Origin of the sequence: Bacillus sp. FSL M8-0063 (assembly GCF_038005545.1) — a bacterium.
In the GTDB taxonomy this organism is placed as follows: Bacteria; Bacillota; Bacilli; order Bacillales; family Bacillaceae_G; genus Bacillus_A; species Bacillus_A wiedmannii.
This window is the reverse complement of sequence record NZ_JBBOTJ010000001.1, coordinates 2,016,012-2,031,282: the sequence shown is the minus strand read 5'-3', so window position 1 is coordinate 2,031,282 and position 15,271 is coordinate 2,016,012. Positions and strand designations below refer to the sequence as shown.

General features: G+C 33.8%; 14 protein-coding genes and 3 pseudogenes. 7 read left to right on the top strand and 10 right to left on the bottom strand.

Annotated elements, in window-relative coordinates; all coding sequences use genetic code 11:
* Window positions 1–56: 56 nt before the first annotated feature.
* Window positions 57–539 (bottom strand): MarR family winged helix-turn-helix transcriptional regulator, encoded by a 483-nt coding sequence (locus tag MKX31_RS10250; protein ID WP_340980740.1) that lies wholly within the window; start codon window positions 537–539, stop codon window positions 57–59.
* 116 nt (window positions 540–655) lie between these two features.
* On the opposite strand from MKX31_RS10250, the gene MKX31_RS10245 reads away from it, so the two are divergent.
* Window positions 656–2,332, top strand: a complete 1,677-nt coding sequence (locus tag MKX31_RS10245) for an alpha-keto acid decarboxylase family protein (RefSeq protein WP_340980739.1) — start codon at window positions 656–658, stop codon at window positions 2,330–2,332.
* Window positions 2,333–2,381: 49 nt separating this feature from the next.
* On the opposite strand, the gene MKX31_RS10240 is transcribed toward MKX31_RS10245, so the two are convergent.
* Window positions 2,382–2,789, bottom strand: a complete 408-nt coding sequence (locus MKX31_RS10240) for a VOC family protein (protein ID WP_098112129.1) — start codon at window positions 2,787–2,789, stop codon at window positions 2,382–2,384.
* A 120-nt stretch (window positions 2,790–2,909) separates the two neighbouring features.
* Window positions 2,910–3,620 (bottom strand): class I SAM-dependent methyltransferase, encoded by a 711-nt coding sequence (locus MKX31_RS10235; RefSeq protein ID WP_000787500.1) that lies wholly within the window; start codon window positions 3,618–3,620, stop codon window positions 2,910–2,912.
* A gap of 287 nt (window positions 3,621–3,907) precedes the next feature.
* Here MKX31_RS10235 and MKX31_RS10230 point away from each other — a divergent pair, with 287 nt between their 5' ends.
* The 4 genes and pseudogenes from MKX31_RS10230 to MKX31_RS10215 form a co-directional block, all read left to right on the top strand.
* Entirely contained in the window at window positions 3,908–4,120 is a 213-nt protein-coding gene (locus tag MKX31_RS10230; RefSeq protein WP_098112170.1) for a hypothetical protein, read from the top strand.
* An 822-nt stretch (window positions 4,121–4,942) separates the two neighbouring features.
* Window positions 4,943–5,670: pseudogene (locus tag MKX31_RS10225) on the top strand (collagen-like protein).
* Window positions 5,671–6,073: 403 nt separating this feature from the next.
* Window positions 6,074–6,538, top strand: coding sequence for a hypothetical protein (locus MKX31_RS10220; protein WP_064474155.1), 465 nt, complete (start codon window positions 6,074–6,076; stop codon window positions 6,536–6,538).
* 425 nt (window positions 6,539–6,963) lie between these two features.
* Window positions 6,964–7,959: pseudogene (locus MKX31_RS10215) on the top strand (exosporium leader peptide); the annotation flags it as partial.
* Window positions 7,960–8,095: 136 nt separating this feature from the next.
* On the opposite strand, the gene MKX31_RS10210 reads toward MKX31_RS10215, so the two are convergent.
* The 5 genes and pseudogenes from MKX31_RS10210 to MKX31_RS10195 form a co-directional block, all read right to left on the bottom strand.
* Window positions 8,096–8,245 (bottom strand): hypothetical protein, encoded by a 150-nt coding sequence (locus MKX31_RS10210; protein WP_176546182.1) that lies wholly within the window; start codon window positions 8,243–8,245, stop codon window positions 8,096–8,098.
* Window positions 8,246–8,368: 123 nt separating this feature from the next.
* Entirely contained in the window at window positions 8,369–8,704 is a 336-nt protein-coding gene (locus MKX31_RS10205) for a DUF1064 domain-containing protein (protein WP_081257102.1), read from the bottom strand.
* A gap of 792 nt (window positions 8,705–9,496) precedes the next feature.
* Window positions 9,497–9,770, bottom strand: a pseudogene (locus tag MKX31_RS29250) (hypothetical protein).
* Between the two features lie 172 nt (window positions 9,771–9,942).
* On the bottom strand, window positions 9,943–11,283 hold the full coding sequence (locus MKX31_RS10200; RefSeq protein ID WP_340980736.1) for a DEAD/DEAH box helicase: 1,341 nt from the start codon (window positions 11,281–11,283) through the stop codon (window positions 9,943–9,945).
* 73 nt (window positions 11,284–11,356) lie between these two features.
* Window positions 11,357–11,626, bottom strand: coding sequence for a hypothetical protein (locus MKX31_RS10195; protein WP_098111915.1), 270 nt, complete (start codon window positions 11,624–11,626; stop codon window positions 11,357–11,359).
* Between the two features lie 29 nt (window positions 11,627–11,655).
* Here MKX31_RS10195 and MKX31_RS10190 point away from each other — a divergent pair, with 29 nt between their 5' ends.
* Window positions 11,656–12,447 carry a hypothetical protein gene (locus MKX31_RS10190; protein WP_098111914.1) on the top strand — a complete coding sequence of 264 codons (792 nt, stop codon included), beginning with the start codon at window positions 11,656–11,658 and terminating at the stop codon, window positions 12,445–12,447.
* 41 nt (window positions 12,448–12,488) lie between these two features.
* On the opposite strand, the gene MKX31_RS10185 is transcribed toward MKX31_RS10190, so the two are convergent.
* Complete coding sequence (locus tag MKX31_RS10185; protein ID WP_064474150.1) at window positions 12,489–13,175, bottom strand: MBL fold metallo-hydrolase; 687 nt, start codon at window positions 13,173–13,175, stop codon at window positions 12,489–12,491.
* Between the two features lie 245 nt (window positions 13,176–13,420).
* Here MKX31_RS10185 and MKX31_RS10180 point away from each other — a divergent pair, with 245 nt between their 5' ends.
* Window positions 13,421–13,750 carry a YkvA family protein gene (locus MKX31_RS10180; protein ID WP_064474149.1) on the top strand — a complete coding sequence of 110 codons (330 nt, stop codon included), beginning with the start codon at window positions 13,421–13,423 and terminating at the stop codon, window positions 13,748–13,750.
* A gap of 237 nt (window positions 13,751–13,987) precedes the next feature.
* Here MKX31_RS10180 and MKX31_RS10175 read toward each other — a convergent pair whose 3' ends face one another.
* Window positions 13,988–15,217 carry an MFS transporter gene (locus MKX31_RS10175; protein WP_098112132.1) on the bottom strand — a complete coding sequence of 410 codons (1,230 nt, stop codon included), beginning with the start codon at window positions 15,215–15,217 and terminating at the stop codon, window positions 13,988–13,990.
* Between the last annotated feature and the right edge of the window lie 54 nt (window positions 15,218–15,271).

Below are 15,271 nucleotides of genomic sequence, written 5' to 3'. Positions count from 1 at the left end.
AAATGTATGGATAAAATTTGTTCTTTTTCAAACTATATAAACAGATATATTTCTTATTATTTTTGATTGATTACAACTTCTCGTTTTGATATCCAAGCATCAAAACCTGATCGACTATTTGCCATTTCATTCATGACTTGATGCCAATTTTCTTCACACGATTCACCAAATTTTGAAAAAATAGCACTCATTTGTTGTCTTTGAACATCGCTCAGTTTTCCCTCTAAATCTACACCTATTTCTGTTAAAGATAACTGTTTCACACGGCGATCATGTGTAGCTTCATTACTCTTAATTAAGCCCTTTTCCACAAGTTGTCGTAGTGGTCCGTGAAGAGCTTGTTTACTTATTTCTAGCAGTGATAATAACTCATTTACACTTATCCCTGGAAAGCGTGCGATAAAAAATAAAATTCGGTGATGTACTCGTTGTATGCCATACTCTTTTATAATTTCATCTGGCTTTTCAGTAAATGTTTTATATGCAAAGTAAAATAATGCTAATGCTTCATTCATCTGTTCTTCTTTATGTTGTGTCATCTACTTTCCCCCTGTATGTAAATTATACCACAATCCAGTAATCAATATTTTAATCAACGCATTGGAACTTCTTTAATTTATTGACATATACTTTGCAAAATTAGGAGAGGATTCATTTGAAATCGCAATATACTATAAGTACATATTTATTAGATCGACTAAGCGAATTAGGAATTGAGCATATATTTGGTGTTCCTGGTGATTATAATTTGGCTTTTTTAGATGACGTACTAGCACATGAAAAGCTAAAGTGGATTGGTAATTGTAATGAATTAAATGCGGCATATGCTGCTGATGGATATGCTCGTATAAAAGGAATCGCCGCTCTTATTACCACTTTCGGTGTTGGAGAGTTAAGCGCCATTAACGGCGTTGCTGGCTCATACGCAGAGAACGTACCTATTATAAAAATTACGGGGGCACCACCAACAACAGTAATGGAAAATGGAGCACTCGTTCATCATACGTTAGGTGATGGAAAGTTCGATCATTTCTCCAATATGTATAGAGAAATCACGGTAGCACAATCAAAATTAACACCTGAGCATGCCGCTGAAGAAATTGACCGTGTGTTACGTGCATGTTGGAGTGATAAACGCCCTGTTCATATTCAATTACCAATTGATGTATATAATAAGCCAATTAATAAACCTACGGAACCAATTTTACATAAACCAGTTTTAAGTAATAAAGATGCACTGGATAAAATGCTTCTACATGCGACTTCAAGAATAAACAGTGCCAAAAAAACAGTTATTTTAGCTGATTTTGAAGTGGCTCGTTTTCATGCGGAAGAATATTTGCATCAATTCGTAGAAAAAACTGGGTTTCCTATCGCAACGTTAAGTATGGGAAAAGGAATATTCCCTGAAAAACACCCTCAATTTATAGGGATTTATACTGGGGATGTTAGTTCTCCATACATACGAAAAAGAATTGATGAATCTGACTGTATTATTAGTATTGGTGTGAAATTAACTGATACTATTACCGGCGGCTTTACACAAGGTTTTACAAAAGAGCAAGTTATAGAAATCCATCCCTATACTGTGAAAATTATTGATAAAAAATACGGACCAGTTGTAATGAAAGATGTTTTAGAACAATTAAGTGATTTAATCGAACATCGTATTGAGGAAACACTTGAAATGAAGCCCTTTATTTCAGAATCACTATCTATGACAGAAGAGTTCAATCCAAAAGCACAAATGGTTACACAAAAACGTTTTTGGCAACAAATATACCATTTCTTACAAGAAAACGATGTTTTAATTGCAGAGCAAGGAACGCCTTTCTTCGGTAGTGCCGCTATCCCTTTACCAAATAGCACTACATATGTAGCACAACCATTATGGGGATCAATTGGTTATACATTACCTGCTCTACTCGGTACACAGCTCGCTGATTTATCACGGTGTAACATTTTAATTATTGGTGATGGTTCTTTCCAATTAACTGTTCAAGAGTTATCGACTATACTTCGGCAAAATTTAAAACCGATTATATTTTTAATCAATAACAATGGATATACTGTTGAACGTGCAATTCACGGCCAAAATCAACCGTATAATGACATACAAATGTGGGATTACACGAAACTAGCATATGTATTCGGATCAGAGGAAAAAAGTCTAACATGTAAAGTGGAAAATGAAACAGAGTTAGCAGCAGTCTTAACGAATATAACTTTAAATAAGAATCAACTTATCTTTATTGAAGTTGTAATGAGCCAAGGGGATCAGCCTGAATTGTTAGCTAAACTTGCGAAAAGATTCGGTAAGCAAAATTCTTAATAAGAAAAAGCGTAGCCCATTTATAGCTACGCTTTTTCTTATTAAATTTTTATTCCGCAAGCGTTAACTGCCAAGACACACCATACTTATCATTTAACCAGCCAAACTTTTTGCTAAATGGATAGGAACCTAAAGGCATTAGTACGGATCCATCCTGCACTAGTTTATGAAAGACCGTTTCAATTTCTTCTTCTGTCTCACAAGTTACATAAAGAGACATAGATGGTGTAAATGTAAAACCATGCTTTACATAACTATCAATGCACATAAATTCTTGACCATTTAACGTAAAAATTGCATGAATGACAGAACCCTCTTTACCAGGTCCGTTTTCATCGTAGCGAGAGATACTTACAATTTCTGATTGGTCGAATAGCGACGTGTAAAAATTCATCGCCTCCTCAGCTTTACCTTCAAACATTAAAAACGTAGTAATTTTTTGATTTGTGTTACTCATATAGAGACAACCCCTTGTTATGTATTTATGCAAAACATACACCGGCAAGCAAAAACCGAACGTATATTCTTATAAATATATTGTCTATAAAAACGATGAGTTTGTCAATTATCTACTTTCTTATTTCTTCTTAAATAATGCTGTCCAAAGAAATGATTCTCCAAACATAGTATTTGGTTGGTCAATTTGCTTCATCTTTCTAATTTCGATCACTTCAAACTCGTCAAATATATCTCTTAATTTTTCTTCTGAATATGCAAGGCCACCTTGTAGACTCCATCCTCTATATACATCCCAATCTGTTATTTCTGATCCATTTCGCTCATCTAAATCACCTGCCGAAAAACATGTTAATCCAAAATAACCACCCGATTTCAAGGAGTTTTTAATTAAATTCACATAATTTATTCTTCTATGCGGTGGAATATGATGTAAACAGCCCGAATCGTACACAAAATCAAAATCATTTTGACACTCTAAATTAAAAATCGAATCACAAATAAAATCGATTTCTATTCCTTTTGCTAACGCCCTCTCTTTCGCCCAATTAATGCCCTCTATAGATAAATCCACTGCTGTTACTTCAAATCCTTTATTTGCTAGATAAATTGCGTTTCTACCCGGACCACATCCAAGTTCTAGTACTTTTCCTTTTGAAACCCGCTTTTTTTGGATATACGAAACTAGATTCTCATCTGGAACATTTTCAAAAAACGGAACATCTTTTTCTCTATTCTCATAAAATTCATTCCAAAATGGTTCTGCCGGTCTTAATAACGAATCGAGCATTTTATTAATATCTTCTTGAGTATGCAACGTTTCATTTTTCATTTATACCCCTCCAAATTTAATAGTCAGAAAATTATTATATATCTTTTTGAACTTTCAAACAAAGAAAAAACTCCTATATTCAATAGGAGTTTTTGTCTTTAAAATCCAAGTACAGCTAACCATTTTAACAGCTTCTTCATTCCGTGGATTCAATGTTTCTTTTAACGCTTCTGCTGGGTTTTTATCGCCACTCTCAATCAGCTTCTGTGCATTGAGCATAAAGGTAATAATCATAAATTTCCGCAATTTATTTATAAGAATATAAAGCGTTAACAAGGGTGATGTATATGAGCAAGTTCCGAAAGAAGATGATTAAATATTTGCAAACATTTTGGGGATGCTTAGCATTTGGTGTATTAATGTTTGCTCTCTTCTTAATTATGGATTTAACAGATACACCTCTAAATACATTAGGCTGGAGAGACTTGCTAGGTTCTGCAGCAAGCGCAGTCATTATATCTATTGGGATGTTTACTTTAAATAAATTGGATTTAAAATAAATATTCGGTCAATACTGTATTTAGGCTATATGCCAAGATTCATTTAAAGTAGTCTTCTCTGTATCTCCTAGTATTGAGCAGTTAGCTTTTTCTAGCTGCTCTTTGTTTGTAAAAAACGAACTCAATTGACTACACGCACATATAATATTCTGTGTTCCTTTCTTTATAATTTGAAATAGTCATTACAAAATGAATCTCGTCACGAGAGCACTTTATTGAGTGCTCTTTTTTGATTTTTGAATACTTATTAAATGAAATTTTTGTTTAATTTATAAAATAAAAACGCTTGTCCACTTCACCCCATTCACCATCGTATATTATCCAACCATTATAATCGTATAATTCTTCTTGTATTTTCCATTCACTACGATACATTCTTTAATTCCCCTTAACAATCCTTGCCCTTTTATATAATTGCTTTCCAACTTCATGATTTGCTTTTTGCTACCTTCACCTCCTATGACGAGCAATCATAGGAGATGAAGGTATGAATGAAGAAAATATTGTTTTACATGGAACTGCGGTTAAATCAAGTTTAATCGATTCAACACTTCTATCTATTTTTCGTCATTCACTTTACCGACAGAAGCAACAGGTTCAACGGTATTGATTTAGGAAGCGGACTCCCTTATATATATTAAAAGCTTTTTGGAGTGAACCCATGTTCCTTATATATTATGGAATGGGTTTATATTTGTGACATAAGGGCTTATTTTTTTATTTATTTTAATTTTCAAGGGCCTTTTTCTTATACTTGTGTGTTAACCAATTCATAAGTTGTAGTGTGTAAGTGGGTGAATGAATGATAAGGATGGTGTAAAAATGAGTGAATTTAAAAAGAAATTTCATATTCCATGTGATTGTTTTCTCCCCCCTGTACCCCACCTCAAGTTGGACCGACTGGGCCGACCGGAGCGACTGGACCAACTGGAGCGACTGGACCAACTGGACCAACTGGGCCAACTGGGCCGACCGGAGCGACTGGACCAACTGCTGTAGGATGTTGTCCATGTAATAATGTTCTTAACAACCCTGGATTTGACATACCACCTGTAGGAGTAGATCCAGTTCCAGGTTGGAATCAAGTAGGTTCTGTTTCAGAAGTAGGTTTTCCAAACGTTCATAGTGGTCGTTTTCTGCCAGATGGGTCATTTAGTCTCTTAGCTGCATCAATTGGTCCAGGTGGAAGTATTAATCAAACAGTTGATGTTGACGAAGGTTGTTGTTTTACATTTTCATTTGCTGCAGATGTAAGGGATGGTGCATTTCTTATAGCTTCTGTATCTTTTCCAGAACTTGGGCAAGCATGTCCCCCAGCCCCTGCAACTCTTGGTCCATCAAACATTCCACATATTGTACCATTTATGAATCAACCACAATCTCTTTTCCAACATTATGTTCTTGTTGTGTGTATACCTGCTACTGTGACTATAGCTTGTATTTCTTTCCAAAATACTGCTACAGGTGGTGAAGGCGCAACAGCCTTTGTTGACAATGTTGTATTTCAACCTACTGGTGGACCTTGCACTTCATGTTCACAAAATTTTTAACACATTAATACGCTTGAAAATTTCCTTTTTTCTGGCGAATACAACAACTATTAAAGAGGGCCTTCTAGCTCTCTTTTTATATTAGGAATCATCATAATCTGGCCCCTCAACCATGACTCCACTCACTATATATTCATTAATAAACCATTGGTTACTCTTCATTTCATTCCAATAACTATTTTATATTAAATCCGCACATCCCTCAGAAGCATACATACGATATTATGTTGTATTCTTTTTCAATATCAGTGTTTAGCTGAGAGTACCTTGGATGGCGCTCTTTAATTTTCAAATAACATTTTTAAGTAATTACGAGAGCGGATTTTATTATGTTGTACAAGCACTACTTCGCCTTTTTAAATAAACTATATAGACATCTAAATGAAGGTAGATTTATATTCATATGGCTGATTACTTTTATAAAGATGGTAAAAAGTATTATAAAAAACAGTCACATTCGGGCAATCAAAAAAACAACTGTTTTATTGATACGCATACAATTGCAGGTTCTGAAGAAAATGCAAATGGAAATATACCTGTATCTGTTTTCCTTGAAACTACCACTCCACAAACTGTATTTGAGGATTTTACAAACAATCACAATAAAACATTAATCCAGTTATTTGTTGTTGGTATGAGTGCACCCGTTCAAGTAACTATTCTAACAAGAAGATCTAGCATACCAATTACTACTACATTACAACCCGTTCAAACAAAAATATTTCAAGTTGAAGATTTTCAAAGTCTTACTCTTACAAAGCAGGAAGGTCCTACTAGTGCAGTTAGTTTATTTGTTCAAAAAACATTTTGTATCTGCTGTAACGATAATAACGACTCATGTGATGAATGTTACCATGAGTGCAATTAATAGATTAAATCACTTGAATAACTCTTTATATAGAGGGTTCTTTTCTTTTTTTAATGTCGTGTGAAATATACCAAGGTTTGAACCCCTAATCCTAGGGATTCTTTATTTAAATAAGAATTTTAGTGAAAATAAATTTACTGTTTATCCTAAAAATTCATACACTTATATGAACTTTAAAAAATACAAAATATAGTCCTTGGTCCAAGAGCACCACACTCTCTGTTGGTGCTCTTTTCAGTTAAATAATACTTTTGCGAAAATTTTGTTGTCTAATTTTTCACTTATCCATTTCACTTTGCTCTATTTTCGCATTTATTATTAGAAATACTAATTTTTTAGAGGTGAAATTATTATGGACGAGTTATTATCTTCCGCTTTAATAAAAGCCTGATTTACTCGGACCTACTTTACCAGCTATTCCACCATTCACTCTGCCTACCGGACCAGGATGTATAGAACCCCTACCAACTTTCACTCAAATCGTCTATTTAAACAAAGCTGGTGATGATTCTGAATACGCACCATTTTTAACAGTGACTGCAGTAATGGCATCAATAACAGATGCTATAGCACCATTTCCGGATCCCTTAAATATAACTAAACGTTATGCTATCTCTATTGGACCTGGCAACTATATCGAACCATTAATTCATTTAAAAGCTAACGTTCAATTAGTAGAAACTAGTACTTTATTGACTAGATTACAAATTCCTTTCGATATAAATGATCCGTCTTGGTTTGATTTAAACTTTTCCCAGGATCCTAGATCTGGGTTTGTTAATCTGACATTACTAAGTTCGCCTCTTGATTTTAACTTTCAAACGGCACAAAGTGTTTCAGGTAAATTATTCTTTGTTAGCGTTAATATAACCCCTACTCCTATATTCACAACTTTATCGACTTCTGTGAATCAAGTGAATATCCGTAATTCAATGTTATCCGCTGGTTATACTCAAAATGGAATTAACATGGAAATGTTTGCTTCGTTCGTTTCTAGTGGCAATATTACTATTAATTCGCAAGCAACCACAGATACCCAAGTCAACTTAGTTGGTGGAGGAATAAATGGTAATGTCATTATTAATGTGCTACCTGGTCATATTCCAATTGCCCCCTTAAATTTAACCAGCTTTGCTATTACAGAAAACATCTTCAATCCCAGCCCTAATTCTGGAAATTCATTTGTCAACGGCGCTAATAACGATATTACAAGAGTCAGAGCGACAGTTGATTCATTACCTATTCGTTCCCGAATAAATCTTATAAGAACAAATACATCTTTAATTAGAGTTGATGATGCTTTCGATTTAGCTTATACACCTAATAATCCAGCAAACTAGGCTCCTCTTCCTCCTACTACAGTACAGGAAGCTTTAGATGGAATTGCTGCATTGCTGGCAGTAACTATCGGTACGCCATAAACATCTTAGAATGAACTTAAATCCTAATTTAACACGAGCTAAATTGCTATGATATGTGAAAGAAAAGTCTCTTCAAATCTGATTGGAGAGACTTTTTTGTTACTAAGCAAATCCGATATCTGAAAATTAATATACATCATAAACAAATTGTATTAAACTTTATTTCCATCATTATTTTTTGCATAACCGCTATTTTATTTTCCTCTGCTCTAAAACCAAAATAGAGTAAGCCACAAGTAGCAAACGAACCTAATACGGATCCTATAATGATTTCTAAGCAGAACATAACGTAACTCCTCCTATACATTAATTCAGACATTTATAAAAAAATTAAAATATATAAATCCAACGTAAAACACTTGTTAAGATTGCTGTCATTCGCACTATTTGTTCTGATAACGTTATATAATCAAGATGCAACAAGCGACAAATGTGGGAAATAATATTCGAACATTTTCTTTTTAATACTAAAGATGTCAGTTACTACACCTTTTACATCACCGTTTGGCAAATAGATCATGAATTCTGCTTTATATGTAATTGCATCAAACCGTTTGCCATTCTTTTTATAACCAGGTTGTAGAACAAACGATGGTTGCAATTCGATTGCCTGTATTTCACCTGCACCTTGCTTTTCTTTTAACAGCTCATAATATTTAGACTCGGCTTCTGAATTAAAGATACAACCATCTAGCTCAACCTTTTTATTGTTATATTTGCTCTTTGTTTTTCTCTTTTGTTTTATTAATTAGCTGATTAATTTCACAGACATCATTTATCAAACGTTCCATGTTTCTTCACCCCTTGAATATTTTTCAAATAAAAATACATACTATTTTCAAGCCGCCGTGTCCACGGCTAATACTTCTTTCTTTTGTTACAGCAGAAGCAGGTAGGTTCTTCACTTATCTGCTTTCTCTGTATATTTTTTAAGAAATCGAAAATAATACCAACAAGCTGTTTGAACTAGCAGCTTCACTCTTCTCGTAATGGGGATGCAATTTATTACAATTAGCTAACTCATTGAACTCACTGGCAGACAACCAAAATCGTTGTCTGCTTTTTGTATGAGATTTTTCGTTTTACATATACTACTTTTGAACCTGCAGACCAATACGAACCATTTTGGTGCTTGGGATTTCCCTTCCTGGGGATAAGTATTTTTTACTTATCCCTTTTTGTATAGACACGTACATTTAAGGTAAAGCTAATTACAAGCAGATTTTCTGTTTATGCGTAGTTCTAAACAAGAATACTTTTTCTCCTATTAAAGGACGGCAGGTACGACTGCTAGTCCTTTTTTCTTATATCGCATACTATCCCTTCAGGTAACTTCGTACTACATTACCTTCATCGTCGTAGTAAGCAATTTCCCAATAAGGATGGCAGTTGTGCTTCTCAAGTTCCCCATCGAGCAAAACGAACAAATTAGTTTTCCAGTTTCCAACGATCGTATCCCAATACGAGTTAAATCCTTCATAAACTTCTCTTGTTCCATTTCGATAATTGCGGAATGTGTAATGAAAATACTCGCTCGCTACATTACCTTTTCTTTCAACCAAAGTATTCTGCCGAAATAGTAGACATAATAAGTTCCGTTCTCTTTTTGCTGCAGCATAACATTCCCGTACCGTTTGAATGTGTTACGAATTTCTTTCACCAAATCGTCCAATTCTTTGTTAGCAAAAAATGTTTTCTTATCGTTATACCAATTGATTTTTTCATAACCCGTATCATCATCAGGGCGCTAGTACGAATTGTTTTCTCTCGATTTTTTTTTCGATTAAATATTGTTCATACGTAAGTTGCACTTGTTCTTGAATTGCGACATGGTAGTAATACCCTTGCTCTGCTGGTTTTGGACTATAAAATTCATTTTAAATACGGTGAATGAAATTTTTGCTTTTTCTCGGCATCACCCTTGTTGTCTACAAACAAAAAAAGAGCCGCAACACTTTACGACTCTTTTTAAATAATAACTATTTAACGGCCACGTCTTTGCTGACCTTGTTTTGTACTACTTTTCTTATTACTTGGCTTATTAAATGATCGATTGTTATCATTTCTCGAACTATTTCTTGGGCCACCTTTTGAACCACTTCTTGAACCTTCACGGCTATCTCTTTGACGATATTGATCTGATTTCTTTGGAGCCGGCTTTGGTACCGGTTTTCCATTTTCATCTACACGTTTTATCTTCGGTTGTTCGATTATTTCTCTTTGCAGTGGTGCACCAAGCGTTTTTTCAATTTCTTCTAAATGTTTTTCATCTTTCGCTGCAACGAACGTAATTGCAATACCTGATCCACCTGCACGTCCTGTTCGGCCAATGCGGTGAATATAACTTTCTACATCTTCAGGAATGTCAAAGTTAAATACGTGCGTTACACCATCTACATCAAGTCCACGAGCTGCTACATCAGTCGCAATTAAGTACTGAATTTTAGCTTCGCGGAAACTCTTCATGACTCTTTCACGTTTCGCTTGAGGTATATCACCATGAAGTTCAGCACAATTATAACCTAGTCCTTTTAAATTATCATACAGCTTACTTGCTCTAACCTTTGTACGACAGAAAATAACTGCTAAAAATGGCTGATCACGATCCATAACAAAACGAAGTGCATCTGGCTTTGCACGATCTGTCGTCTCAATGACACGCTGCTCAATTGTCTCTACCGTTACTTCTTCACTTTGTACTTGAATCATTTGCGGCTCGTCCATATAACGCTTCGCCAATTTTTTAATATCTTTTGGCATCGTTGCTGAGAATAACATCGTTTGTTTACTATCAGGTGTCTCATCTAAAATATCTTCAATATCATATAAGAAACCGAAATAAAGCATTTGATCCGCTTCATCTAGTACAATTGTTGAAAGATTACTTAAATCAATTGTTTCACGACGTATATGATCTAATAATCGCCCTGGTGTCGCAATAACAATATGTTTATTGCCTTTTAATTTTCTCAATTGTTGTGCTACATCTTGCCCGCCATAAATCGCTAGTACATTAATATCTTCCCTTTGAACAAGCATTTTTTTAATTTCAGTTGTAATTTGCAGTGCTAGTTCCCTTGTTGGTGCAACAATTAAAGCCTGAACATCACTAGACTCTGGATCGATTTTTTCTAAAATCGGTAACACGAATGCTAACGTTTTACCCGTTCCTGTTTTCGCCTGTCCAATAATATCTTTACCTGACATAATAACAGGAATTGCCTTCTCTTGAATTGGTGTTGCTTCTGTAATTCCATTTTCACGTAATGTATGATTAAAAGTTTCACTAATTCCTAATTCTAAAAAGTTTTTCAAATAGACCACTTCTTTTCCTTATTTTTCACATTAGCTTTCATTGTACCATTTGTTTCGCCAAATATGAAAAATAAAAAAATTCTTATCTTCTTTTTTTATATTCATCGTGTACTAAATGAACAAATTCTTTTTTCTTTTTCTCAGATTTTATTAATGCTTCCATGTTAGTAGCAGACAAAATGAACTTCTTAATTTTTCTATTACTCCAAATTAAACCTGTATACTTCGGATCTTCATGTAGATTTCGAAACCACTCAAATTCACTTAATTTAGCAATATGATGTTTTAGTTTCATGTCATTTCCAGGGTAAAATGTAATTATAGCCATTATTACATCAAGCAATAAACTCATCTTCTCCCCTCCTATACATATATATTTCAATGTTAAGGAAACATAGTTACAAGGTGATAAAATTGACCAATACATTCATAAAGATTTTTTGCGTATTTTTCTTACTATATTTTCAATCCACCTCAATTATAATGGCGAAATCTCAAACAGATGTAATAAGTGAATTCAAACATGCTTTACTCAAAAATGATAAAAAATTAATGCAGTCATATGTAACAGAAGGGGTTGAACTACCTACTTTCCAAACAAATAAACAAATTCATGAAATTAAAATAGTACCATCTCCAAAAGAAGATACCACAGTCCTCATTTCTTATTCCAAAGACACTGATGATGGATTTACTATCGGTTGCATTTTAGAAATAGTAACAAAGAATAATAAAATATCTCGAATTAATCAAATTTATGATGGAACTAACCCTCTTATGAAAGAAGCTACTATTGTAAAAGAATATGAATTGAGGATTAAGCGGCATATACTAACACCTACAAAATTCCCATTCGAAATTCACGAATTTCAAGGGTACATCTATAACGATTACTTAAACCTCCAATACTACAATGAAGGTATTAATGGGATTTTAAAAATCACTGTTTCACCAGTTCAACATAAATTAGATCAATATGTACATAAGGGAACTAAATTTTACATTTTAAAACATAATATAAAGGCAGTATATAATCCTCATTTTGATTTAGCATATGAACTTATCTTTCAGAAGGACGGTTTTCAATATAAAATCGCCATTGGTAACAAACTATACATAAAAAGAAAATACAGTGTTAATGATTTGATTAGACTTGCAGAATCTATGAATTAAAAAACCGATCTTTTCGATATAGGAAAGATCGGTTTTTTAATTCATACAGTGAGTTTTCCTCCATGATAGCAATAATACCTTGCTGCTTTAAGGTTTTTAATTCTCTTTAAAGATTCTTCCGCTTTTTCTATATCTAAGCAAAAATCCGGATTAGCTATTTCTAATTCACAATTATTTTGAACGGCCGCATCCCCTGTAATTACACAATTTAAATTTGGAAAATATAATGAAATATGCCCCGAAGTATGTCCAGGGGTCGCTACTATTTGACATTCATCATTCAAAATCATTTGACCATCATATACTTTTTCATCGACGGAAATATGTCTTATATTTTTTAATTGTTGTATAAACCACTTACCAAATTCTTTTTCTTCAATTGGCATACGTTGTAACATTTCTTCAGCTTGGACTAGTCTCTCCGATTTTATTTCACCATTAATGTAGTTGGATTCAATTTCACTAGCAATAATATTAACGTGAGGATATTTCACTTTGAAATCATATAAAGATCCTATATGATCGTCATCATAATGAGTAATAATTATATTTTTTAAGTTTTTCATCTCATACCCATGTTTTACAATTGCGACTTCAATTAAAGGTAAAAAATTGATATAACCCGTATCCACTAAAGTTAATTCCTTGTTTAATATAAGTAAGCTCGGATAAATACATTGTTTTGCACCGTTAAATTCGAATTCAATTGGTAGTTCTATTATCTTCATTTTTCTTCCCCCATACCGCTTATTAAATGTTTAATAATAAATAAATCATCCACATACATTTTACTGTACATACTTATGTAACGAAACAATGTGAGTCGTTACATAACAAACATTCTATTATTTTGAACAGGTAATTCCTTATTTTTATGGAAATATACAATAAGATAAATAATAAAATTGATTATTCCTTCACTTTTTTGTCTATCCTTTTAAAAAATCTATGTTTTTGTAAAAGGAGTGTTTATATGGAGAAACAGACACTTTGGAAAAAATTCAAACAAAGCTCAGCAAGCCTCGGGAAATCTAGCGTATATGAAAGTATTATTTTATACTACACAATGAGAAAAAAAGGGTTACCTACTAAAGCGAAATTTATAATTTTAGCCGCTTTATCCTATTACGTATTAACAATCGACTTCATTCCAGATATAGCTGCTATTATTGGGATTGGCTTATTAGATGATGTTTTAGCAATTGCTATAGCGCATAAATTTGTAATGCGCCATGCGGACGCTGAAATTCGAGAAAAGAGCAAAGTAAAAATGGAGTCATTATTTACTTCAGTACAAGTATAATGATACTGTCTAGTCATTTACCTAGCTTTTTACTTTCAAAAAAGCTAACTTTAATTATTGATAGTTCTATTTAACCTTCACCATGAGATCATTACAGAATACTTTCTTAATTTCTCTTAGCTCTCAAGCCGTAAACAAATAGGGGCCAGCACTTGTTCCTAAGTTCTGACTCCCTATTATTTGTTCTTATTCATTTGATTTCAATTAAGGAATATAGAAAATATTAGTACATGTAGTTTATGCAGTTACATGTGTTCCCCTATACAAAACTGCTATGGCCACTACTATAAGAATCATCCCCATAAAAGCAGGTGCGGCATGACCAAGTGATACATAGATTTGCCCTCCAATAATTGGACCAATCATTCTTGCCAAAGCTTGAATAGATTGGCTACCGCCTTGAATCCTTCCTTGTTCACTAGAATCGACAGACTTTGAGAGCATCCCATTAAATGAAGGTCCGAAAATTGAGTCACCAAAACAAAACAGTAACATCCCAACGATTAGAAGAGGATATAAGGAAAATAAAGCAGATGCTGCAATAAAACTGTAGCCAATAATCTCCGAAACCATTCCAAGCATAGCTATTTGTTTATCACTAAGCTTGATCAAAAGCTTGGGCATTATAAAAGCTTGTGAAATGATATCTTGAAAGCCCATAATTGAAAACATAAGTCCGATTAGTGCAGGTTTCCAGCTAAAAGTATCCATCGTAAATTGTGTAAAAATTGCTTGTAAAGATCCGTTAGGTATCCAAAGCAAAAATGCTGAGACAAGTAACCATTTTAAGTTTTTCATGGAAAGTATGTTTGCCAGCTGTGCAAAAGGATTTAACCTTACAAAAGTAATTTCTTTTAACCTATTATTTTTGTCAAGACTCTCAGGCATATATTTCATCCCATATAAAACATTTAATAAAGTTATAAGTGCTCCGAAATATAAAGGTACAGAATGACCAAACTTTGCAAGTAATCCCCCAAGAGTTGGTCCGATAATGGTTCCTGCACCTACCACTGCACTCACCCATCCAAAATACTTCGTTCTCTGTTCTGAGGGAATGATATCTGCAAAATATGCAAAAATTGTACTGATGCTCCCGCCTGTTATTCCTTCTACTATACGTCCAGCAAATAGTACCCATAAAGCCCCTCCTATACCAAAAACTAAGTACCCGATTGCAGAACCGAAAAGGCATATTAAAAGTAATGGACGACGGCCATATTTATCGCTCAAAGCTCCGAGTGCAGGAGCAGCGAAAAACACGCAGACCGCATAAACAGAGGTCAGTAGCGTAACAACTAGAGCCTGTTCTTCCGGACTACTTATATAAGGCTCCACTAAGAATGGCACTACAGGCATAATGATACTGAAACCTATACCACAAAGAAATACAGAAATAAGACCGAATATTAAAGCATGTTTATCTATGTTTTTTTCAGTTTCATTTTTTGATTTAAAAATAGACATTTAATTTCTCCTCTCAAAACACTTTGTTGCTTTGTCAACAAAAATAATAACTCT